The following is an 18,750-nucleotide window of genomic DNA, read 5'->3' on the forward strand; positions in this document are numbered from 1 at the left end:
CTCCTAGAAGCGGTCGCCGTCGGCCTGCAGATCGGCGACGCGGATGTAGCGGTCCCACACGTCGCTGCGGTCGGCGGCGGGCTCGGTCACGGAGGTGACCTCGGGGCGCCACTGGGCCGTCACGTCGGCGACGGTCTCGCCGCGCAGCACCGCCGCGGCCTGGATCGCGGCGCCACGGGCGGTGCCCTCCGGCGCGTCCACGGTGTGCACGGCGCGACCGGTCATGTCGGCGATGATCTGGCGGTAGGCGAGGGAGCGCGCGCCGCCGCCGATCGCGATGGTGTGGCCGGACACCGGGATGCCGAGCGCGTCGAGGGCCCGCTCCCCGCGGACCAGGCCGAGCACGACGCCCTCGAATGCGGCGAGCGCGAGCTCCTCGCGAGTGGTGGCGGTGGTGAGGCCGGCGAGCATGCCGCGCGCGCCGGGCAGTCGCGGCGAGCGCTCCCCGTCGAGGTAGGCGGCGAGCACGGGGCGCTCGGCGTCGAGGGGCGCGGCGAGGGCCAGCGCTGTCAGCTCGGTGTGGTCGACGGCGAGCAGCCGCGCGACCGTGTCGGTGACCTTCGTGGCGTTGAGGGTACACACGAGGGGCAGGTAGCCGCCGGTCACGTTGGCGACGCCGTCGACCGCGCCCGTCACGTCGATGACGGGGTCGGGCGTGGTGGCGAACACGACGCCGGACGTGCCGAGGCTGTAGGCGATGTCGCCCTCGCCGAGACCGATGCCCTGGGCCGCGAGGTGCTGGTCGCCGCCTCCGGCGCTGACCAGGGCGGACGGATCGATGCCCAGCTCCGCGACGACATCGGGCAGGATGCGCCCTGCCGCCTCGTCGGGCGCGAGCACCTCGGGCAGCAGCGGGGTCCAGTCGCGTTCGGCGACGAGCGCGTCGAGGATGTCGGTGCGCCACTGCCCAGTCGCTGCCGAGTAGTAGCCGGTGCCGGATGCATCGGAGCGGTCCGTCATGCGACGGCCGGTGAGGCGGTAGGTGAGCCAGTCGTGCGGCACGGACAGGTGCTGCACGCGCGCGAAGGTCTCCGGCTCGGTCTCGGCGAGCAGCGCGAGCTTGGAGATGGTGATGGCGGCCGACGGCACGATGCCGATCTGCTGCGCCCACCACGATGCCGGGTGGCGCTCGAGCAGGGCGGCGGCCTGCGGGCCGGAGGTCGTGTCGTTCCAGAGTCGCGCGGGGCGCAGCACCGTGCCGTCGGCGCCGGACGCGACGAGCCCATGGCACTGGGCGCCGACGCCCACGCCCACGATGCGCACGTCGACGTCTCGGCGAGCATCGGCCATGGCGGCGACTAGGGCACTCCACCACGCCTCGGGGTCCTGTTCGCTCACGGGCGGGTGGGTCACCGGGTGCGGGGCGCGACCCGTCGCGACCAGCGCACCGGTCATGACGTCGCGCAGCTCGACGGTGCAGGACTGCGTGGAGCTGTCGACGCCGGCGACGACCTCGATCATCGCGTCGCTCCCTCGAACGGCGGCACCGCGATGCGCTCGGGGTCGGCGGGCAGATCCTCCAGCCGGCCGACGGCTCCGGCGGGATGCGTGGTCATGAACTCGGCCCAGGTATAGCCGCGTCCGCGCATGAGCACCTCGGCGAGCGCGTCGCCCCACGCGGACTGCGCGATCGTGATGCCGGTCGCGACGATGCCACCGATGTCGGCTGCCGGCCGCACGGCCACGGCCACGCTGTGGTCGGCGAGCAGGGCGAGCGGTGTCTCGTGGCTGCGCGTGAGCGAGATCACGCGGGCTCCGCGACCGCGGGCGATGCGGGCCAGCTGCACGACCTCGTCGGACGCGCCTCCGTTCGAGATCAGCAGCACGATGTCGTCCGCGGCGATGGCGCCCGATGCGCCGTGCAGTCCGTCCATGGGCGAGAAGGGCAGCGACGGTGTGCCCGTGACGGAGAGGATGTGCGCCATGCGCCGCGCGACGGTGCCCGAGGTGCCGGAGCCGCCGATGAAGAGCTTGCCCGTGCCGGAGAGGATCAGCGACGCGGCGGTGACGAGGGAGTCGTCGAGCGTGTCGATCAGGGCCGTCACGGCGTCGGCTTCGGCTCGGAGCCGCTCGCGCGCTACCGCCAGGATGTCGTCATTGACCGTCAACACGTTCTCCTTCGATCACGCAGTGAAACTCAGCCGCGCTCATCTGTGATGCTTGGATGTACGTTTGAGCATAGGAAATGCTTCGGGCCGGAGGAAAGGCAACCGTCACATATGTCACAGTTTCGTGATTTCGACGCTCAAATGAGCGAAGCCACGAAGGGCGTGGATCAGGACCGCGCCCTCATGGCGGCCGTCGCCAGAGCCCACTACATCGACGACCGCCCCCGCGTCGACATCTCCGGCTCCCTCGGCATCTCCCGCTTCAAGGTGGCCCGCCTGCTCGCCCGCGCGAAGGAGGAGGGCATCGTCACGATCGAGATCCACGACTGGGGGCTGCCCGACGTGGAGCTGAGTCAGCGCCTGCAGGAGAAGCTGGGCCTCGACCACTGCCTCGTCGTCCGCTCACACGGCGACGACGACGACGTACGCCGTCAGATCGGAGCCGTCGCGGCCCGTGCTCTCAGCGAGACGCTGCACGAGGACGAGGTGCTCGGCGTCACGTGGGGCCGCACCCTCACCGCCACCGCGAGCCAGTTCGAGCACCTGCCGCGACTGTCCATCGTGCAGCTCACCGGCGTGGTCGCCGGCGACCTCGCGTCATCCCCCATCGAGGTCGTGCGGCAGACGTCGCGGCGCTCCGGCGGAGACGTGTACCCGATCTTCTCGCCGCTGATCGTCGACGACAGGGAGACCGCCACCAGCCTGCGCCGCCACCCAGACATCCGGTCGGCGATGGACCTGTTCCCCGCGGTCACCACGGCCCTGCTCTCGGTCGGCGCCTGGAACCCGCCGGTGTCGCAGGTGCGCGACGTGCTGCCGATCGACGACCTCGCGAACGCACTCAGCAAGGGCTGCGTCGCCGACATCGCCGGCATCCTGATCCAGAGCGACGGCACCCCCGTCGACGCCGACTTCCAGGACCGCTGCGTCAACATCTCCTACGAGCAGCTGCAGAAGGTGCCGCGGGTGGTGGCGGTCGCTGGCGGCGCGGCGAAGGCCGACGCCATCCGCACCGTCTCCCGCGTCGGCCTCATCACCGAGCTGTTCACGGATCACGAACTCGCGCAGGCCGTGCTGGCGGAGGACTCCTGATGCGGATCGCCGGGTCGCTGTGGTCGGTTCCGGAGGGCGCACGTCTCGCCACCGCGCTGCGGCTGCGCGACGCGGGCCTGCGCCACCTGCACTGGGACACGACCGACGGTCGCTTCGCGGCGGCCGGCGGGTTCTCGCCCGAAGCCGCCGCCGCTCTCGCCGCCGCGTCGGGGCTGGAGGCGGAGGCACACGTGATGGCGCACCGGTCGGCGCAGGACGTCGATGCGTGGGCCGACTTCTGCGACCTCGTGATCGTGCATCTCGAGAGCGACGACTGGAAGTCGGCCCTCGATCGCGTCGTGCGCCGCGGTGCACGACCGGGGCTGGCCGTCTCCCCTCAGACCGATGCGGCGACCGTGCCCTCCGACGTCGCGGTGCTGTGCATGTCGATCGTGCCGGGGCAGGCCGGCAGCGCCTTCGACCACGGCGTGCTGGCGAAGCTCGACACACTCAGGACGGCCTCGCCCGATCGCCTGCTCGGCGTGGACGGCGGCGTGCGGCGTGAGCACGCGGACGCCCTCGCACGAGCTGGCGCGGACTGGGTCGTCGTCGGCACCGACCTCGTGTTCGACGGCGAGGCGGCCTGGGCCGACCTGCTCGAGCGCTAGGTGCACTGACCCGGATCGTTGTTGACGTAGGAGAAGCCTCCGGTGTCGAGTTGGAGCTGTCTAGTTCTTCAGCTCGAACACACGGAGGCTTCTCGTGTCCCACGCTAATGCCCGGTTGACTCCAGCCGGCAGGTTGATCATGGTTCAGCGCATCCAGTCAGGGCGTGCGGTCGCGCATGTGGCGGCTGAGATGGGCATCTCTCGCACGACGGCATGGCGGTGGTGGCGCAGGTTCAGAGAGGCTGGCCCTGCGGGGTTGGCGGATCGGTCCAGTGTCGCCAGGTCTCACCCTGCCGGACGGAACCGTGTCGGGAGACGCGGGTGCGGATCATGCGGCACCTCACCCGTCGCGGCCCGGTGTTCATCGCGAGCAAGCTCGGGATGCAGGCCTCGACCGTCGGTCGAGTGCTCCGTCGGCATCACGCCGCGCTGCTGCGGGAGGTGGACCCGGTGACCGGGACCGTGATCCGCGCCACCCGCCGCTCTGCCCGCCGTTACGAGTATGACCATCCCGGCTCGTTGATTCATATCGACGTGAAGAAGCTAGGTCGGATCCCTGACGGTGGTGGGTGGCGGGCACACGGGCGAAGCGAGAAGGTCCGCGGCCGCGGGATCGGTTACGACTACATCCACACCGTGATCGATGATCACTCCCGGGTTGCATACGCGGAGATCCACGACGACGAGAAGGGCGTCACCGCCGCCGGTGTCTTGGAGCGGGCCATCGCGTTCTACCAGGCCCTCGGCGTCACGGTCGAGCGAGTGATCAGCGACAACGCCTTCGCCTATCGCCACTCGACCGCGTTCCGAGGCGTGATCGACGCACACGGCATCACACAGAAGTTCATCCGGCCGCACTGCCCCTGGACCAACGGAAAGGTCGAGCGCCTCAACCGCACCCTCGCCGCCGAATGGGCCTACGCCCGCCCCTGGGCCTCCAACACCGACCGCAGAGCAGCATTGACGACCTGGCTCGACCACTACAACCTAGACAGAGCCCACCTCGGCATCGGAGGCAAGACCCCCATCGACCGAATCAACAACGGTCGAGGTCAGTACAGCTAGGCCGCGGGCGGCAGCTCGTGCCCGAGGGTGCGGGCCGCCTGCCGCGCCATGCCCCACGCGACGAACTCGCCGGCGGGCGGCGCGGTCATCGGGATATCGAGGATGAGCGGCGCGATCGCTCGCACGGCCGCTGAGCGCGCCCCTCCGCCGATGAGGATGCCCCGCCGCGCGGGCACGCCGAGTCCGCGGATCGCGTCGAGCCCGTGCCGTAGGCCCGCGAGCACGCCCTCGAAGCCGGACCTGGCGAGGTTCTCCCGCGTGGTGGAGGCGAGCGTCATGCCGAACAGGGTGCCGGTGGCATCCGGCAGGTTCGGCGTGCGCTCGCCCTCGAAGTACGGCTCCAGCGTCAGCCCGCCCGCACCGGGAGTCGATGCGAGCGCCAGCCGACCGAGCTCCTCGTGGTCCACGCCGAGCAGGGTGGCCAGCGTGTCGAGCACGCGCGCGGCGCTGACCGTGGCGACGAGGGGCAGGTGGCCGCCCACCGCGTCGGCGAATCCCGCGACCGTGCCGGACGGATCGACCGTGCGGTGCGCACTCGTCGCGAACACCGTGCCGCTGGTGCCGATCGAGACCACCACGTCGCCCACACCGGCGCCGAGTCCCAGCGCCGCGCCTGCGTTGTCGCCGGAGCCGGGGCCGACGCGACGACCGGCGGCATCCCGCACGGACGCGTCGTGGGCGAGCACCCTGGGCAGGATCGCATCCCTGCCCAGCGCTGCACCGAGCAGTTCGCGGTCGTATCCGGCGTCGGTCCAGTATCCCGTTCCCGACGCCTCCGACCGGTCGGTCACGAGTTCGTCCAGGTCGGGTCCGCGCTCGGCGTCCGGGCCGAATCCGCGCAATCGCCAGATCAGCCAGTCGTGCGGCAGCGCCACCGCCCGCACCCGGGCCGCGTGCTCGGGTTCATGCTCGCGCAGCCAGCGCACCTTCGTGAGCGTGAACGACGGCACCGGCACGAGACCGGTGCGCTCGGCGAGGGTCGCTGCGCCGTGCTCGGCGATGAGCGCCTCGGCGGCGTCGGCCGAGCGCAGGTCGTTCCACAGCAGGGCCGGACGCACGACCCTGCCGTCGCCGTCGAGGGCGACGAGACCGTGCTGCTGCCCGCTGATGGCCCACGCGTGTACGTCGTCGAGACCGCCGGCCGCCGCGATCGCCGCCCGCAGGGCCCGCCACCACTCCTCGGGGTCGACCTCGGTGCCCGGCGGGTGCGGGGCGCGCCCCTCGCGCACCACCCGACCAGAGACGGCATCCGCCACGACCACCTTGCAGGATTGGGTCGAGGAATCGATTCCCGCCACGAGCACCATACTTGTGATCTTGGCATGATTGGACAGCTATACGCTCAATACGGGTGCCATCCACCCGCTCGAAGTGGAAACGACGAAGGCCGCCCCGATCGGGGCGGCCTTCGTTGAAGGGAGCAGTCTTACTTGACGGCAGCCTTGAGCTTGGAGCCGGCGGTCACCTTGACGCGCTTGCCGGCCGGGATCTTGATCTCGGCGCCGGTCTGCGGGTTGCGGCCGGTGCGGGCAGCGGTGTCGACCTGCTCGAACGAGATCCAGCCCGGGATCGAGACCTTGCTGCCCTTGGCAACAGCGTCCGAGACCGTGGCGAAGAGCGAGTCGAGGACGCCCGAGACGGTGGCCTGGCTCTGGCCGGTGGCGGAAGCGATGCTCGCGACGAGCTCGGTCTTGGTGATGGACTTGTCAGCCATGTCATCCTCCAGCGACGATGTCACGTCGCATTGTCGTGTTTGTCGGAGCGGATGCTCCTGGTCGATCGACCGCCTCGAATGTACCAACCGACACCCGTATTTCCGCGTCATTTCGCGGGTTTTGGGCTTTTTTCAGGCGTGTCGAGTCACATCAGTCACATCCGTCACACGTTTCGGGGGTGCTGCGCACGCGGGAGGGGTCGCGTGTGGTCGCTGTCGCACGCCGCAGGCCGCCATACGCGCCCCTTCCCCGCGTGCAGCGAGAGGCGGGGGTCGCAGGTGGCCGTCATCACGTGGGGCAGGCCGCCATATGCGCCCCCTCCGCAGGCGGGCCCCGGAAACGCGAAAGGGGCGAGGATCCGAAGATCCTCGCCCCTTTCAAGCGGTGCTTACCAGCTCGACTTGGTCACACCGGGCAGCTCGCCACGGTGGGCCATGTCACGGAAGCGCACGCGCGAGATGCCGAACTTGGTCAGCATTCCACGGGGGCGTCCGTCGATGGCGTCACGCGAACGCACGCGAACCGGCGACGCGTTGCGCGGCAGCTTCTGCAGGCCGACGCGTGCGGCCTCGCGGGCCTCGTCGGTCGCGTTCGGGTCGACCAGGGTCTTCTTCAGCTCGGCACGGCGCTCCGCGTAGCGGGCGACGATGACCTTGCGCTGCTCGTTGCGAGCGATCTTGCTCTTCTTCGCCATGTTTAGCGCTCCTCGCGGAATTCGACGTGCTTGCGGACCACCGGGTCGTACTTCTTGAGCACGAGACGGTCGGGGGTGTTACGACGGTTCTTCTTGGTCACGTAGGTGTAACCGGTGCCTGCCGTCGAACGCAGCTTGATGATCGGACGGACGTCCTGAGCCTTCTTGGCCATTAGAGCTTCACACCCTTCGCCTGGAGGTCCTTGACGACGTTCTCGATGCCGCGGGCGTCGATCACCTTGATGCCCTTGGCGGACACGTTGAGCGTGATCTTACGACCGAGCGACGGAACGAAATAGGTCTTCTTCTGCACGTTCGGGTCGAAGCGGCGCTTCGTCCGGCGGTGCGAGTGCGAGACGTTGTGACCGAAGCCGGGAACTGCTCCAGTCACCTGGCACACTGCTGCCATGTGATTACTCCTTCATTACCGTGAGACCGGACGGCCTCACCCAAGATCCCTTGTCTGCGCGCCGCCGACGCTTCGACAGGCTCAGCGATCGAGCGGCACACGAACTGCGCACAGGAGTGTGCACAGACAAGGAGTCAGTCTAGCACGGCCTGCGCTTCGGCCGCGCCACGGCCCCAGCGGAACGGCGACACCGTGGGATCGCCGTCGATCCAGAACCGCCAGGGGAAGGCATCCGTGCCCGCGACCCCGGCCACCCCGACCCGCGGGCCCGAGACGACGTCGACCGGCGCTTCGTCCCACCACAGCTCCGCGGTCGCCCCCGCGAACGACTCGCCGGTGATCGCGTCGATGCCATCGTGAAGCGGATGCCGCAGGCCCGACACCTGCCCGAACCGCCCCGGTCCTCGCGCCAGGTCGCGCCCTGACCGCACGGCGCCGGTCGCGGATGCGGTGCGGGATGCCGCGGCATCCGCCCCGAAGGTCACCGCACCTGCGCGGAGCAGCACACCGCCCGCCAGGCCCTCCGGACCGCACACGACATTGACGCACGAGTGGATGCCGTGACTGAGGTAGACGTACAGGTGACCCGGCTCGCCCCACATGGTGTCGTTGCGGGCGGTGCGGCCCATACGGGCGTGCGAACCGGGGTCGGGCACATCGCCTGTCCCCTGACCGTGATACGCCTCGACCTCGGTGATGCGCAGCCGCACCTCGGTGCCGTCGACGACCGTGCGCAGCTCTGCTCCGAGCAAACGCGGAGCGACCTCGAGCGGCAGGCCTTCGAGGTCTGAGCGCTGCGCGCGCCGCATCAGAATGCCGGCGCCGTCTGACACCACGACACGTCGAAACCGGTCAGAGCGACCAGCTCCTCGCCGGACCGCAGATCGATCAGGTGCGTCTCGAGCGTGGTCGGCAACGGCACGAGCATGTCGTCATACGCGTTGTCGACGAGGTCCGGAGCGACCGTCACAGCCGCGTACTGACCGCTCGGCGACGGGCACGCCTGCAGGATCGCACTGCCTGCGGCCACCTCGATGATCGGTTCGGCCGCGCCGTCGTCGTCCACGCGGATGATCGCCTGTCCGGTCGGCAGACCGCTCTCGTCGCGGGCGACGATGTGGCGCAGGGTTCCGCCGGGGAACGGCGAGATCGACGTCGCAGGTCCGTAATCCGGATCGGATGCCTCCAGCGGCGTCTCCGACCCGTCGGCCAGGTTCAGCTCCACGATGCTCTGGTCGGCGCGCTCGACGATCGCGGTGTAGGTGCCGCGGGAGACCCCGAGCAGCTGCATCGCGATACCCATGTTCTGTGCGCCGGCATCGCCGGAGCGGTCATCGAGCGAAAGAGTCCCGGCGAAGTCGATGAACAGCACGGCGGCGGAATCGGGCACGAACTGCCATTCGGCGATGCTCGCCTCTTCGCCGCCCACCTCCACGATGTGCGGCTCGTCATCCCCGCTCAGCAGCTGCGTCACCAGAACGCTCGCCCGGCCGCTGTCCTCCGTGATGGTCCGGTCGGAGTAGATGTAGCCGACCAGTCCGCCGCGGTCCGACACCTGCACCGAACTGACGTAACCGTCGCCGGGCAGGGTCAACTCGTGCACGTTCTCGCCCTGGTGATCCATCACGAGCACGCGCGACCCGTCGTCGTCCTCGACCGCGACGACCAGCGAGGTGGCCGTCGCGCGGTAGTCGTTGATGCGCGCGTGCGTGAACACCGGCACCGCATTCTCGCCGGAGAGGTCGGTGCGGAAGATCGAGTCGTCCTTGTCGGACCGGTTCAGCAGGAAGACCTCGGATGCCGGCGTCGAGAAGGACGTGCGCAGGTCGGATGCCCGCCCGCCGCCCTCACCGGCGACGCCGGCGATCGAGACCGTGTAGTCGGTCGCGTCGTCGAGCGGCACGGTGAATCGGATGCCGATGCTGCGCCCGGCGGCATCCACCGTGAACGGGACGTCGGGCTCGACGGTCACCTGCGACTCATCGATCTGCTGCAGCGACTGATTCGCGGTGAGGATCACGCGGCTGCCCGAGACCTGGATCGCCTCGGCCGGGTCGACCGTCACCTGGCTGATGCGCGGCCCCTGGAACAGGCTGACGGCGCCGAGACCAGCGGCGATCACGACGAGCACGCCGACCACCGCGAGCATCGTCGTGAGGAAGCGGCGGTCGCGGGGCGATGCCGGTTTCGACTCCTCGCTCCGCTCGTCGCTCAACCCGTTTCGTCTCGCCTGCGGGTCGCTCAACGATCCGTGAGATGAAGCCCCGGCCTCAGCGGAAGACTCATGCGGGGCGTTGAGCGGAGGAGGCGAAGCCTCCGAAGCCGAAACGGGCTGAGCGACCGGAGGGAATCGAAGCTTCGCGTCCTCGGGAGCCTGGGGGATCTCGGGAACCGCGGCCTCAGCCGCCTCGCGCTCGGCGGCCTCGCGCGCGGCGCGGGCCTCGGCGCGGGTCTGCGGACGGCCGGGCTGGTCGTCAGTACTCATACGGGTCCTTAGGCTCGTCCACGGCCTCGACAGACGTGGGGAGCACGCGCAGCGATCCGTCGTCATCCGCCTTGACTGTGCCGGTGACCTCGATCCACTGTCCGGTTCCGAACTCATCGGCATCCATCGTCACCGGCACCGCGGCCGGCTGCGCGTCGATCACGCAGTGCGTGATGATCATGCGGGTGAGGTTCACGGCATCCGATTCGCCCGGCGTGACGAAGCCGACCAGGGTGACGGGCGAGCCGTCGTACGCCTCGGGGCGCGAGGCGGTCGCGAACACGCTCGACCATTCGCCGATCCCGAACGTCGTGGTGTCGGCGACCCCGAGGGTCGGGGTGTCGGCGCCGGCGAACAGCGTGCCTCCGGCATCCGCTCGAGAGAGGGCGAGCTGCACCGACAGCGACGCCGGGGGCAGCACGAGCGCTGCGACGACGACACCGGTCGCGACGACCCCGGCAGAGATGGTGCCGGCGAGCGCCAGCGGGCGCCGCGACGGCTCGGCGGACGCGTCGATGTCACCGTGATCGTGACCGTGATCGGACTCCGCACCGAGCGGCAGCGCGAACGACCAGATCGCGCCGAGGATGACGACTACGGCGCCCGCGCACGCGAACCAGATCGACTCAGGGCTGATGTAGAGCGTGAGCTGACCGGTGACGGCGAGGCCGAGCGTGATGATCGAGATGACGACGGCGAGGCCGATGCCGAGCCAGCGGTTGCCGACCGCTGCCCACAGGGAGGAGGACTCAGCCAAAGACGTTCACCCCGATCCCGATCGCGAAGGCGCTCGTCAGCACGACGGCGACGATGCCGACGAGCGTGCGGGCGGTGAAGGTCGTGCGCAGCAGCGCGAGCATCTTGATGTCGACGAGCGGGCCGACGAGGAGGAAAGCGATCAGAGCGCCCGACGAGAACGTCGATGCGAACGACAGCGCGAAGAACGCGTCGACGTTCGAGCAGATCGCGACGGTCATCGCGAGCGCCATCATCGCGACGATCGAGAGCACGGGGTTCGAGCCGATCGCGAGCAGGGCGTCGCGGGGCACGAGCACCTGCACGGCTCCGGCGAGCGCCGATCCGATCACGAGGGCAGGCATCACCGCGCGCAGTTCGATGAGGAACTGCGTGAGGCTCCGGCGGGTCGGCGTGCCGTGCTCGTGCACGACGCGCTCGCACGTCGCCGTGAACTGGCGGGTGAGCAGCGCGTCGGGATCGGGATGGCGGCTGTAGATCCATCCGATGAGGTTCGCGATGAGGTAGCCGCCGATGAGGCGGATGACGAGGATGCCGCCGTCGAAGCCGAATGCAGCGTGCGTGGTGATGATGACGATCGGGTTGACGATGGGCGCCGCGATGAGGAACGTCAGCGCCTCGGCCGGGGCGAGCCCTCGCATCATCAGGCCGCGGGCGAACGGCACGTTTCCGCACTCGCACACCGGGATGAGCATCCCGAGCAGCGAGAGCACGGCGCGACGGGCCCACCCGGCGCGCGGCAGCCAGCGGTGGATGAGATCCGGCGGCAGCCACACCTGAACGACGATCGAGAGCACGACACCCAGGACGACGAACGGCAGCGCCTCGATGAGCACGCTGAGGGCGAGGGTGAGTCCGTCCTGCGCCCGGTCGGGCAGGGAGTCCTGGAAGAGCGTCGGGGCGAACCGGTCGATGAGGAACAGCGCGGCGATGACGACGACGCCGATGCCCACCCCGATCCACGGTGAGCGCCGTGCCGGCGGTCGATGCGACGGCGGACGTGTCGCGGTCGCCGTGCTCACGCGGTGCCTTCGGCGCCTGCGCGCTTCTTGGCGCAGGGCGTGCAGAGCCCGAAGATGTCGACGACGTGCTCGGCTTCGCTGAATCCGTGCAGCGCGGCAGTCCGCTGGGCCCAGGCCTCGACGTCCTTGGCCTCGATCTCGACGGTGAGCCCGCACGAACGGCAGATGAGGTGGTGGTGGTGGCCCTCGGTCGAGCAGGCGCGGTAGAGGGCTTCGCCCTCGGGGCTCTGCAGCGAGTCGGCGTCGCCGGATGCCGCGAGCCCGGACAGGGCGCGGTAGACAGTGGCCAGACCGATACCGGTGTTCTCCTCGCGGAGAGTGGCGTGCAGGGTCTGCGCGCTGACGAATCCGCGCGCGTCCGAGAGCGCCTCACGCACGCGTTCGCGCTGCCAGGTGTTCCGCTGAGCCATGCCCTTGATTCTAGGCCGGAAGCGTTGTGCCGGGCCTGGGAGAGGCGGCACGGCGCACGCGTCCGCGGATGCGCTGGGCAGCCCAGCATCCGGCGTAGATGAGGAACGAGATCGTCGTGATGTACGGACTCACCGGCAGAGTGCCGGCGAGCGCGAGCAGGATGCCGCCGACCGCGGACACGAAGCCGAACAGGGCGGCAAGCAGCGGCACCGCCAGGGGGCCTGCGGTGACGCGCATCGCGGCGGCGGCAGGAGTCACGAGCAGCGCCATCACGAGCAGCGCCCCGATGATGTGGACGCTGACGGCGACGATGAGACCCAGCAGCACCATGAACGCGAGGCTCACGAAGCGGGTCGGGATGCCGCGGGCGGACGCGGCGACCGGGTCGAGCGAGTCGAATCGCAGCGGGTTCCACATCAGCAGGAGCGCGACGAGCACGAATGCGCTGATGCCGACGAGCCAGCCGAGGTCGGGGCTCGAGACCGAGACGATCTGGCCGGTCAACAGGCCGAACCGGTTGGCGCTGCGTCCCTCGTACAGGGAGAGGAACAGGATGCCCAGGCCCAGGCCGAACGGCATGAGGACCCCGACGATCGAGTTGCGGTCGCGGGCCTTCGAACCGAGGATGCCGATGAGGATGGCGGCCACCAGCGCGCCGCCCAGGGAGCCGGCGACGACGCTTCCGCCGAACAGCAGGGCCGCAGCGGCACCCGCGAACGACAGCTCGCTGACCCCGTGCACGGCGAAGGCGAGGTCGCGCTGCATGACGAAGACGCCGATGAGACCGCCGACGACGCCGAGCACGGCGCCGGCGATGATCGAGTTCGCCAGCAGCGCGACGAGTGCTCCGTAGTCCTGGAAGGAGAAGATGTCGCTCCAGTCGAACGCGGGGACCATCATGCTTCGCCCTTGTCGTGGTCGTGGTCGTGATCGTGGTGCGGCGTGGCGTCCGGAGCTCCGACGACGACCAGCCGGTTGCCGGCGCGCAGCACGAACACCGGCGTGCCGTAGAGGTCGGTGAGCACCCGGCTCTGCAGCACCTCGTCCGGGGTTCCGAGAACGAACCGGCCTCCCGCGATGTAGAGGATGCGGTCGACCCGCCCCAGGATCGGGTTGATGTCGTGGGTGACGAACAGCACGGCGGCGTCGCGCTCGCGCCGCTGCCGGTCGATGATCTCGGTGACGCCGACCTGATTGGCGAGGTCGAGGTTCGACAGCGGCTCGTCGCACAGCAGCAGGGTCGGCTCGTCCGCGAGGGCCTGGCCCACGCGCAGCCGCTGCTGCTCGCCGCCGGAGAGCAGGCCGACGCGGCGGTCGGCGAAGTGCGCGGCTCCCACTCCTTCGAGGAGTCGGTCGACGCGCTCGCGGTCGCCGCGGCGCGGGATCGGCAGACCGAACCGGGTGCCGCTCACGCCCAGTGCGACGACGTCGCGGGCGCGCATGCTCGTGTCCGGCGGGAGCGGGCGCTGCTGCGGGATGTAGCCGATGCGCGGATTGCCGCGCTGCACCGCTTCGCCCCCGACCCGGATGCTGCCCGCGCTCAGGGGCTGCAGGCCGAGGATCGCCCGCATCAGGGTGGTCTTGCCCGAGCCGGACGGGCCGAGCACAGCGATGAACTCCCCGGGCTCGACGGTCAGGTCAAGTCCTGACCAGAGCTCCCGCTCTCCGCGCCGGAGCGCAGCGCCCGCGATCTCGAGGATCGGGGCGCTGCGCTTCGTACCGCGCGCCGCGTCGTCCGCACTCACGAATTCAGTGCGTCGGCGAGGCTCTGGATCGCGTCGTGCATCCACTCAGCGTACGACGATCCGTCCTCGAGAAGCTCGCTGAACGCGACGACGGGAATGCCGGCATCCTGCGCGGCCTGCTCGACCTTGTCCGTCTCGGACCCGCCGGTCTGCGCGTTCGTGAGCAGAACCCTCACGTCGCCGCTGCCGATGACATCGAGCGCCTCGAGCAGCGTGGCCGGGGCGACGTCGGTTCCCTCCTCGACGGCCTCGGCGAAGCCCTCGGGCGTCAGGTCGGTGAGTCCGGCGGCTGCGGCGATGTAACCGGGAAGCGGTTCGGTCATGAAGATCCCCGCGCCGGCGGCGTCCGCCTTGATGGTCTCGAGCTCGGACTCGGCGTCCTCGAGGTCGGAGATGATGTCGTCCGCCGCGGCGGTGAAGTCGGCGGCGCCGTCGGGGTCGAGCTCGGACAGCTCGTCGGCGATGCCCTCGACGACGTGGATCATCGTGTGCGGGTCGAACCAGACGTGCTCGTTGAAGCCCTCGATGTGATCGTGCCCCTCGTGGTCTTCTTCGCCCTCGTGGTCGTGCGCTTCGTCCTCGGCGTGGTCGTGGCCCTCTTCAGTCGCCTCGTCGTCGTGCCCGGCATTGCCCGGGTAGTCGTGCGAGAACTCGGCGGCTGTGAACACGTGCGCGTCCGATCCGTCGAGGAGCGTGTCGACGAACGCGTCGTAGCCGCCGCCGTTCTCGATGACGAGGTCGGCATCGGCTACGGCGAGGCGGTCGCGGGCGGTCGCCTCATAGGAGTGCGGGTCCTGCGCCGCGGAGTCGATGATCGTCGTGACCTCGACGCGATCGCCGCCGATCTGCTCGGCAAGCGAGCCGTAGACGTTCGTGGATGCCGTGACGCGGATGAGACCGTCGCCATCGCCGCCGCCGGCGCTCGCCGTCGTCGAGCATCCGGCCAGGACGAGGGCGGATGCGGACAGAATGACGGCGGCGCGGAACTTGTGCATGCTCCGATGCTACACGCTAATGATAACCATTCTCAACACGAGCAGTGGAGGCTTGTGCGGCTTCAACTCGCCTGCGGCTCGCTCAGCCCGTTGCGGGTCGTTGAGTGGAGCGCGCAGCGCGCAGTCGAAACGGCTTGAGCGAGCGGAGCGAGTCGAAAGCGGAGACCGCTCAGTCCACGAGCAGCGCGGGCTCCTCGAGGATCGCGGCGACGTCGGCGATGAAACGGCTCATGCCGTCGCCGTCCACCACGCGGTGGTCGAATGATCCGGCGACCGTCGTGACGTAGCGCGGACGCACCTCGCCGTCGACGACCCACGGTTTCTGGCTGATCGTCCCCATCGCCAGGATGCCGGCCTCGCCGGGATTGATGATCGGGGTGCCGGCATCCATCCCGAACACGCCGATGTTCGTGATCGTGAACGTGCCGCCCTGCTGATCGGCCGGCGGCGTCTTGCCTTCGCGCGCGGTGAGCGTGAGCCGGTTCAGCGCACGGGCGAGGTCCTTCATGCTCAGCTCGTGGGCGTCCTTGATGTTCGGCACGAGCAGTCCGCGCGGGGTCGCCGCGGCGATGCCGAGGTTCACGTAGTGGCGCACGGCGATCTCGGCGCCGTCCTCGGTCTCGACCCATGCGGCGTTGACCATCGGGTTGCGGCGCACCGCCCAGATCACGGCGCGCGCGACGACGAGCAACGGTGAGACCCGGATGTCCGCGTAGTCGGGCGAGGCCTTCAGCCGCTTGACGAGCTCCATCGTGCGGGTCGCGTCGACCTCTTTCCACACCGTCACGTGCGGGGCCGTGTAGGCGCTGCGCACCATGCCGGCCGCAGTCACCTTGCGGACGCCCTTGACGGGGATCGACTCCGTGCGCTCGGCATCCGCGCCTGGCGCAGCCGGGCCTGAGCCGCGCGACAGGCCCACGGGTGCGATCGATGCGGGAACGGTCTCCTCGCGCACGTCGCCCCACTCCGGAGTCTCGATGTTGCGGAAGACGCTCGCCTGGGATGCGTGCTTCACCACGTCGTCACGCGTGACCTCGCCGTCGGCACCGGTCGGCGCCACGGCCGACAGGTCGACCCCGAGGTCACGGGCGAGCTTGCGGATCGGCGGCTTGGCGATCACACCCACCGACGAGCGCACGGGGCGGACGGCCGGGCGAGTCCGGCGCGAGGTGGCACCGCCGCCCGTGCCGTAGCCGACGAGAACGGATCCGCCCGGTTCCTCAGTCGGCGGCACGGCCGGAGCAGCGGCGGCAGGTGCCGCGGCATCCGACTCGAAGCTGATGATGGGCGCCCCGACCTCGACGGTCGTCCCCTCGGTCACCAGCAGCTCGCCGACGACGCCTGCGTAGGGCGAGGGCAGCTCGACGAGCGACTTGGCCGTCTCGATCTCGACGAGCACGTCGTTGACCGCGACGGTGTCGCCGGGCGCGACCTTCCACGCGACGATCTCGGCCTCGGTGAGTCCTTCGCCGACGTCGGGGAGGTTGAAGTTCTGCGTTGTCATGAGGTGCCCTTCATTCCGACGGGATCAGTAGGCCATCGAGCGGTCGACGGCTTCGAGGATGCGGTCAGCATCCGGCAGGAACGTTCCCTCGAGCTTCGCCGGCGGGAACGGGGTGTCGTAGCCCGACACCCGCAGCACGGGCGCCTCGAGCGCGTAGAACGCGCGCTCCATGACCGTGGCGGCGATCTCGCTGCCGATGCTCGTGAAGCCCGACGCCTCCTGCGCGTAGACCATGCGTCCGGTCTTGCGCGCCGAGTCCAGGATCGGGCCGTAGTCGACCGGCGACAGCGAACGCACGTCGACGACCTCGCAGCTCGTGCCCTCACCCTCGGCGATCGCGGCCGCCTGCAGCAGCGTCGTGACCATAGCCCCGTGTCCGACGAGCGTGATGTCGGTGCCGGTGCGGACGACCCGCGAGGTGTGCAGCGGAACGGCCGACTGCTCGAGATCGACCTCGCCCTTCTGCCAGTAGCGGCTCTTGGGCTCCATGAAGATGACCGGGTCGTTCGACGCGATCGCCTCCTGGATCATCCAGTACGCGTCGTTCGGCGTCGATGGCGACACCACCCGCAGACCCGGGGTGTGCGCGAAGTACGCCTCCGGGCTCTCCTGATGGTGCTCGACGGCGCCGATGTGCCCGCCGTACGGGATGCGGATGACGATCGGCATCGACACGGCGCCCTCGTGGCGGTTCGTCAGCTTCGCGAGCTGCGTCGTGATCTGGTCGAACGCCGGGAAGACGAACCCGTCGAACTGGATCTCGATGACGGGGCGGAACCCGGCCATCGCCATGCCGATCGCCGTGCCGACGATCCCCGACTCGGCGAGCGGCGTGTCCAGCACGCGCCTGTCGCCGAAGTCGCGCTGCAGGTGCTCGGTGATGCGGAAGACGCCGCCGAGCTTTCCGATGTCCTCGCCCATGAGCAGGACCTTCGGGTCGTCCTCCATGGCCTTGCGCAGTCCGGCGTTGAGCGCCTTCGCGAACGGCATCGCCTCGAGCGTCATGCCTGGCCCCCTTCGAACGATGCCTCGTACTGCTCACGCCAGGCGCGCTGCTCGGCGATCAGCGGATGCGGCTCGCTGTAGACATGGTCGAACACCGTGTTCGCGGGCGGCGGCCCGAGCTCGAGGGTACGCACACGCAGATCGTCCGCGGCGGCGGCGCCCTCGGCATCCACGTCGTCGAAGAACGACTCCGCGGCGCCCCTGCCGACGAGGAACGCCCGCATGCGCGCGATCGGGTCGCGCCGCTCCCACGACCGCTCCTCGTCGCTCGTGCGGTACTTGGTCGGATCGTCGCTCGTCGTGTGCGCGCCGAGCCGGTACGTCTCGGCCTCGATCGCGCGCGGACCCTTGCCGGCGCGCGCCTCGTCGAGCGCCACGCGGGAGACGGCGTAGCTGGCGAGCACGTCGTTGCCGTCGACGCGCACGCTCGGGATGCCGTATCCGCTGCTGCGCTGCGCGAACGGCACCCGCGTCTGGGTCGAGACGGGAACCGAGATCGCCCACTGGTTGTTCTGCAGGAAGAACACGGTCGGCGCCTGGTAGCTCGCGGCGAAAACCATGGCCTCGTGCACGTCGCCCTGGCTGGATGCGCCGTCGCCGTAGTAGACGATGACCGCCTCGTCGTGCTCGGGGTCGCCGGTGCCGCTCCGGCCGTCGAACGCGAGACCCATGGCGTAGCCCGTGGCGTGCAGGGTCTGCGATCCGAGCACGAGCGTGTACAGGCGGGTGTTGCCGTTGGCGGGGTCGGTCGGGTCCCAGCCGCCGTGCGAGACGCCGCGCATGATCTTGATGATGCCGAGCGGATCGACGCCGCGGACGCGGGTCACGGCGTGCTCGCGATACGACGGGAAGACGGTGTCCTGCGCGCGGGCGGCACGGGCGGATCCGACCTGGGCGGCCTCCTGCCCGCGGCTGGGCGGCCACAGCGCGAGCTGCCCCTGACGCTGCAGGTTCGTCGCCTGGTTGTCGATGGCGCGGATAACCACCATGTCGCGGTAGAACTGCTCGAGCTCGGCGTCGCTGATCGCGTCGATCAACGGTAGATACTGCTCGGCGGCGGCGTTCGGCGCGTAGCTGCCGTCCGCCTCCAGGACGCGTACGAATTCGGTCTCTGACGAGGTCACGGGCCCCACGCT

Annotated in this window: 20 protein-coding genes and 1 pseudogene; 3 read left to right on the forward strand and 18 right to left on the reverse strand. The window is 69.9% G+C overall.

The annotated features are described in order from the left end of the window. Positions 1–3 precede the first annotated feature (3 nt). A complete protein-coding gene (xylB, locus tag KEC56_RS02040) occupies positions 4–1,461 on the reverse strand; it encodes a xylulokinase (RefSeq protein WP_227529610.1) in 1,458 nt (485 codons plus the stop codon). Continuing rightward, positions 1,458–2,108, reverse strand: coding sequence for an SIS domain-containing protein (locus tag KEC56_RS02045; RefSeq protein WP_227529611.1), 651 nt, complete (start codon positions 2,106–2,108; stop codon positions 1,458–1,460). The genes xylB and KEC56_RS02045 overlap by 4 nt, the downstream gene beginning before the upstream one ends. Positions 2,109–2,249: 141 nt before the next feature. Between KEC56_RS02045 and KEC56_RS02050 the strand changes: the two genes are divergently transcribed. The 3 genes and pseudogenes from KEC56_RS02050 to KEC56_RS02060 all read left to right on the forward strand — a co-directional run bounded on the left by KEC56_RS02050 (position 2,250) and on the right by KEC56_RS02060 (position 4,873). Continuing rightward, a complete protein-coding gene (locus KEC56_RS02050; protein WP_227529612.1) occupies positions 2,250–3,200 on the forward strand; it encodes a sugar-binding transcriptional regulator in 951 nt (316 codons plus the stop codon). Continuing rightward, positions 3,200–3,808, forward strand: a complete 609-nt coding sequence (locus KEC56_RS02055) for a beta/alpha barrel domain-containing protein (RefSeq protein WP_227529613.1) — start codon at positions 3,200–3,202, stop codon at positions 3,806–3,808. The genes KEC56_RS02050 and KEC56_RS02055 overlap by 1 nt, the downstream gene beginning before the upstream one ends. Before the next feature lie 94 nt (positions 3,809–3,902). After that, positions 3,903–4,873, forward strand: a pseudogene (locus tag KEC56_RS02060) (IS481 family transposase). On the opposite strand, the gene KEC56_RS02065 reads toward KEC56_RS02060, so the two are convergent. The 16 genes from KEC56_RS02065 to KEC56_RS02140 all read right to left on the reverse strand — a co-directional run bounded on the left by KEC56_RS02065 (position 4,870) and on the right by KEC56_RS02140 (position 18,738). Next, positions 4,870–6,180, reverse strand: coding sequence for an FGGY family carbohydrate kinase (locus tag KEC56_RS02065; RefSeq protein ID WP_227529614.1), 1,311 nt, complete (start codon positions 6,178–6,180; stop codon positions 4,870–4,872). The pseudogene KEC56_RS02060 and the gene KEC56_RS02065 overlap by 4 nt on opposite strands. Positions 6,181–6,299: 119 nt before the next feature. Further along, positions 6,300–6,587, reverse strand: coding sequence for an HU family DNA-binding protein (locus KEC56_RS02070; RefSeq protein ID WP_017203554.1), 288 nt, complete (start codon positions 6,585–6,587; stop codon positions 6,300–6,302). Positions 6,588–6,976: 389 nt separating this feature from the next. Beyond that, positions 6,977–7,282 carry a 30S ribosomal protein S14 gene (rpsN, locus tag KEC56_RS02075; RefSeq protein ID WP_175987619.1) on the reverse strand — a complete coding sequence of 102 codons (306 nt, stop codon included), beginning with the start codon at positions 7,280–7,282 and terminating at the stop codon, positions 6,977–6,979. Between the two features lie 2 nt (positions 7,283–7,284). Further along, positions 7,285–7,455: a 50S ribosomal protein L33 gene (gene rpmG / locus KEC56_RS02080; protein ID WP_046014935.1), complete on the reverse strand. Its 171-nt coding sequence runs from the start codon at positions 7,453–7,455 to the stop codon at positions 7,285–7,287. Then, the gene (rpmB, locus tag KEC56_RS02085; RefSeq protein WP_025102729.1) at positions 7,455–7,691 is read right to left on the reverse strand and encodes a 50S ribosomal protein L28; all 237 of its coding nucleotides are present in this window, start codon (positions 7,689–7,691) and stop codon (positions 7,455–7,457) included. The genes rpmG and rpmB overlap by 1 nt, the downstream gene beginning before the upstream one ends. A gap of 134 nt (positions 7,692–7,825) precedes the next feature. Continuing rightward, positions 7,826–8,500: a DNA-3-methyladenine glycosylase gene (locus KEC56_RS02090; RefSeq protein ID WP_227530126.1), complete on the reverse strand. Its 675-nt coding sequence runs from the start codon at positions 8,498–8,500 to the stop codon at positions 7,826–7,828. Then, positions 8,500–10,176: an Ig-like domain-containing domain gene (locus KEC56_RS02095; protein ID WP_227529615.1), complete on the reverse strand. Its 1,677-nt coding sequence runs from the start codon at positions 10,174–10,176 to the stop codon at positions 8,500–8,502. Before KEC56_RS02095 ends, KEC56_RS02090 begins: the two co-directional genes overlap by 1 nt. Continuing rightward, positions 10,166–10,933 carry a TIGR03943 family putative permease subunit gene (locus KEC56_RS02100; RefSeq protein WP_227529616.1) on the reverse strand — a complete coding sequence of 256 codons (768 nt, stop codon included), beginning with the start codon at positions 10,931–10,933 and terminating at the stop codon, positions 10,166–10,168. Before KEC56_RS02100 ends, KEC56_RS02095 begins: the two co-directional genes overlap by 11 nt. Continuing rightward, positions 10,926–11,954 carry a permease gene (locus KEC56_RS02105; protein WP_175987625.1) on the reverse strand — a complete coding sequence of 343 codons (1,029 nt, stop codon included), beginning with the start codon at positions 11,952–11,954 and terminating at the stop codon, positions 10,926–10,928. The genes KEC56_RS02100 and KEC56_RS02105 overlap by 8 nt, the downstream gene beginning before the upstream one ends. Further along, complete coding sequence (locus tag KEC56_RS02110) at positions 11,951–12,364, reverse strand: Fur family transcriptional regulator (RefSeq protein ID WP_227529617.1); 414 nt, start codon at positions 12,362–12,364, stop codon at positions 11,951–11,953. The genes KEC56_RS02105 and KEC56_RS02110 overlap by 4 nt, the downstream gene beginning before the upstream one ends. 10 nt (positions 12,365–12,374) lie before the next feature. Beyond that, the gene (locus KEC56_RS02115; protein ID WP_372456239.1) at positions 12,375–13,262 is read right to left on the reverse strand and encodes a metal ABC transporter permease; all 888 of its coding nucleotides are present in this window, start codon (positions 13,260–13,262) and stop codon (positions 12,375–12,377) included. Further along, the gene (locus KEC56_RS02120) at positions 13,262–14,110 is read right to left on the reverse strand and encodes a metal ABC transporter ATP-binding protein (protein ID WP_227529619.1); all 849 of its coding nucleotides are present in this window, start codon (positions 14,108–14,110) and stop codon (positions 13,262–13,264) included. The genes KEC56_RS02115 and KEC56_RS02120 overlap by 1 nt, the downstream gene beginning before the upstream one ends. Further along, a complete protein-coding gene (locus tag KEC56_RS02125) occupies positions 14,107–15,105 on the reverse strand; it encodes a metal ABC transporter solute-binding protein, Zn/Mn family (RefSeq protein ID WP_227529620.1) in 999 nt (332 codons plus the stop codon). Before KEC56_RS02125 ends, KEC56_RS02120 begins: the two co-directional genes overlap by 4 nt. A gap of 169 nt (positions 15,106–15,274) precedes the next feature. Further along, on the reverse strand, positions 15,275–16,609 hold the full coding sequence (locus KEC56_RS02130) for a dihydrolipoamide acetyltransferase family protein (RefSeq protein ID WP_227529621.1): 1,335 nt from the start codon (positions 16,607–16,609) through the stop codon (positions 15,275–15,277). Positions 16,610–16,633: 24 nt separating this feature from the next. Beyond that, positions 16,634–17,614 (reverse strand): alpha-ketoacid dehydrogenase subunit beta, encoded by a 981-nt coding sequence (locus KEC56_RS02135; RefSeq protein ID WP_175987635.1) that lies wholly within the window; start codon positions 17,612–17,614, stop codon positions 16,634–16,636. After that, on the reverse strand, positions 17,611–18,738 hold the full coding sequence (locus KEC56_RS02140) for a thiamine pyrophosphate-dependent dehydrogenase E1 component subunit alpha (protein WP_175987638.1): 1,128 nt from the start codon (positions 18,736–18,738) through the stop codon (positions 17,611–17,613). Before KEC56_RS02140 ends, KEC56_RS02135 begins: the two co-directional genes overlap by 4 nt. Between the last annotated feature and the right edge of the window lie 12 nt (positions 18,739–18,750).

Source organism: Microbacterium tenebrionis, from assembly GCF_020682665.1.
Lineage (GTDB): Bacteria > Actinomycetota > Actinomycetes > Actinomycetales > Microbacteriaceae > Microbacterium > Microbacterium tenebrionis.

Bases quoted from the DNA above. Each gene is read 5' to 3' on its own strand.
- KEC56_RS02115 (WP_372456239.1), bottom strand. From the start codon at position 13,262: ATGGTCCCCGCGTTCGACTGGAGCGACATCTTCTCCTTCCAGGACTAC.
- rpmB (WP_025102729.1), bottom strand. From the start codon at position 7,691: ATGGCAGCAGTGTGCCAGGTGACTGGAGCAGTTCCCGGCTTCGGTCAC.
- rpsN (WP_175987619.1), bottom strand. From the start codon at position 7,282: ATGGCGAAGAAGAGCAAGATCGCTCGCAACGAGCAGCGCAAGGTCATC.
- KEC56_RS02125 (WP_227529620.1), bottom strand. From the start codon at position 15,105: ATGCACAAGTTCCGCGCCGCCGTCATTCTGTCCGCATCCGCCCTCGTC.
- KEC56_RS02050 (WP_227529612.1), top strand. From the start codon at position 2,250: ATGAGCGAAGCCACGAAGGGCGTGGATCAGGACCGCGCCCTCATGGCG.
- KEC56_RS02065 (WP_227529614.1), bottom strand. From the start codon at position 6,180: ATGGTGCTCGTGGCGGGAATCGATTCCTCGACCCAATCCTGCAAGGTG.
- KEC56_RS02070 (WP_017203554.1), bottom strand. From the start codon at position 6,587: ATGGCTGACAAGTCCATCACCAAGACCGAGCTCGTCGCGAGCATCGCT.
- xylB (WP_227529610.1), bottom strand. From the start codon at position 1,461: ATGATCGAGGTCGTCGCCGGCGTCGACAGCTCCACGCAGTCCTGCACC.
- KEC56_RS02095 (WP_227529615.1), bottom strand. From the start codon at position 10,176: ATGAGTACTGACGACCAGCCCGGCCGTCCGCAGACCCGCGCCGAGGCC.
- rpmG (WP_046014935.1), bottom strand. From the start codon at position 7,455: ATGGCCAAGAAGGCTCAGGACGTCCGTCCGATCATCAAGCTGCGTTCG.
- KEC56_RS02090 (WP_227530126.1), bottom strand. From the start codon at position 8,500: ATGCGGCGCGCGCAGCGCTCAGACCTCGAAGGCCTGCCGCTCGAGGTC.
- KEC56_RS02055 (WP_227529613.1), top strand. From the start codon at position 3,200: ATGCGGATCGCCGGGTCGCTGTGGTCGGTTCCGGAGGGCGCACGTCTC.
- KEC56_RS02135 (WP_175987635.1), bottom strand. From the start codon at position 17,614: ATGACGCTCGAGGCGATGCCGTTCGCGAAGGCGCTCAACGCCGGACTG.
- KEC56_RS02110 (WP_227529617.1), bottom strand. From the start codon at position 12,364: ATGGCTCAGCGGAACACCTGGCAGCGCGAACGCGTGCGTGAGGCGCTC.
- KEC56_RS02130 (WP_227529621.1), bottom strand. From the start codon at position 16,609: ATGACAACGCAGAACTTCAACCTCCCCGACGTCGGCGAAGGACTCACC.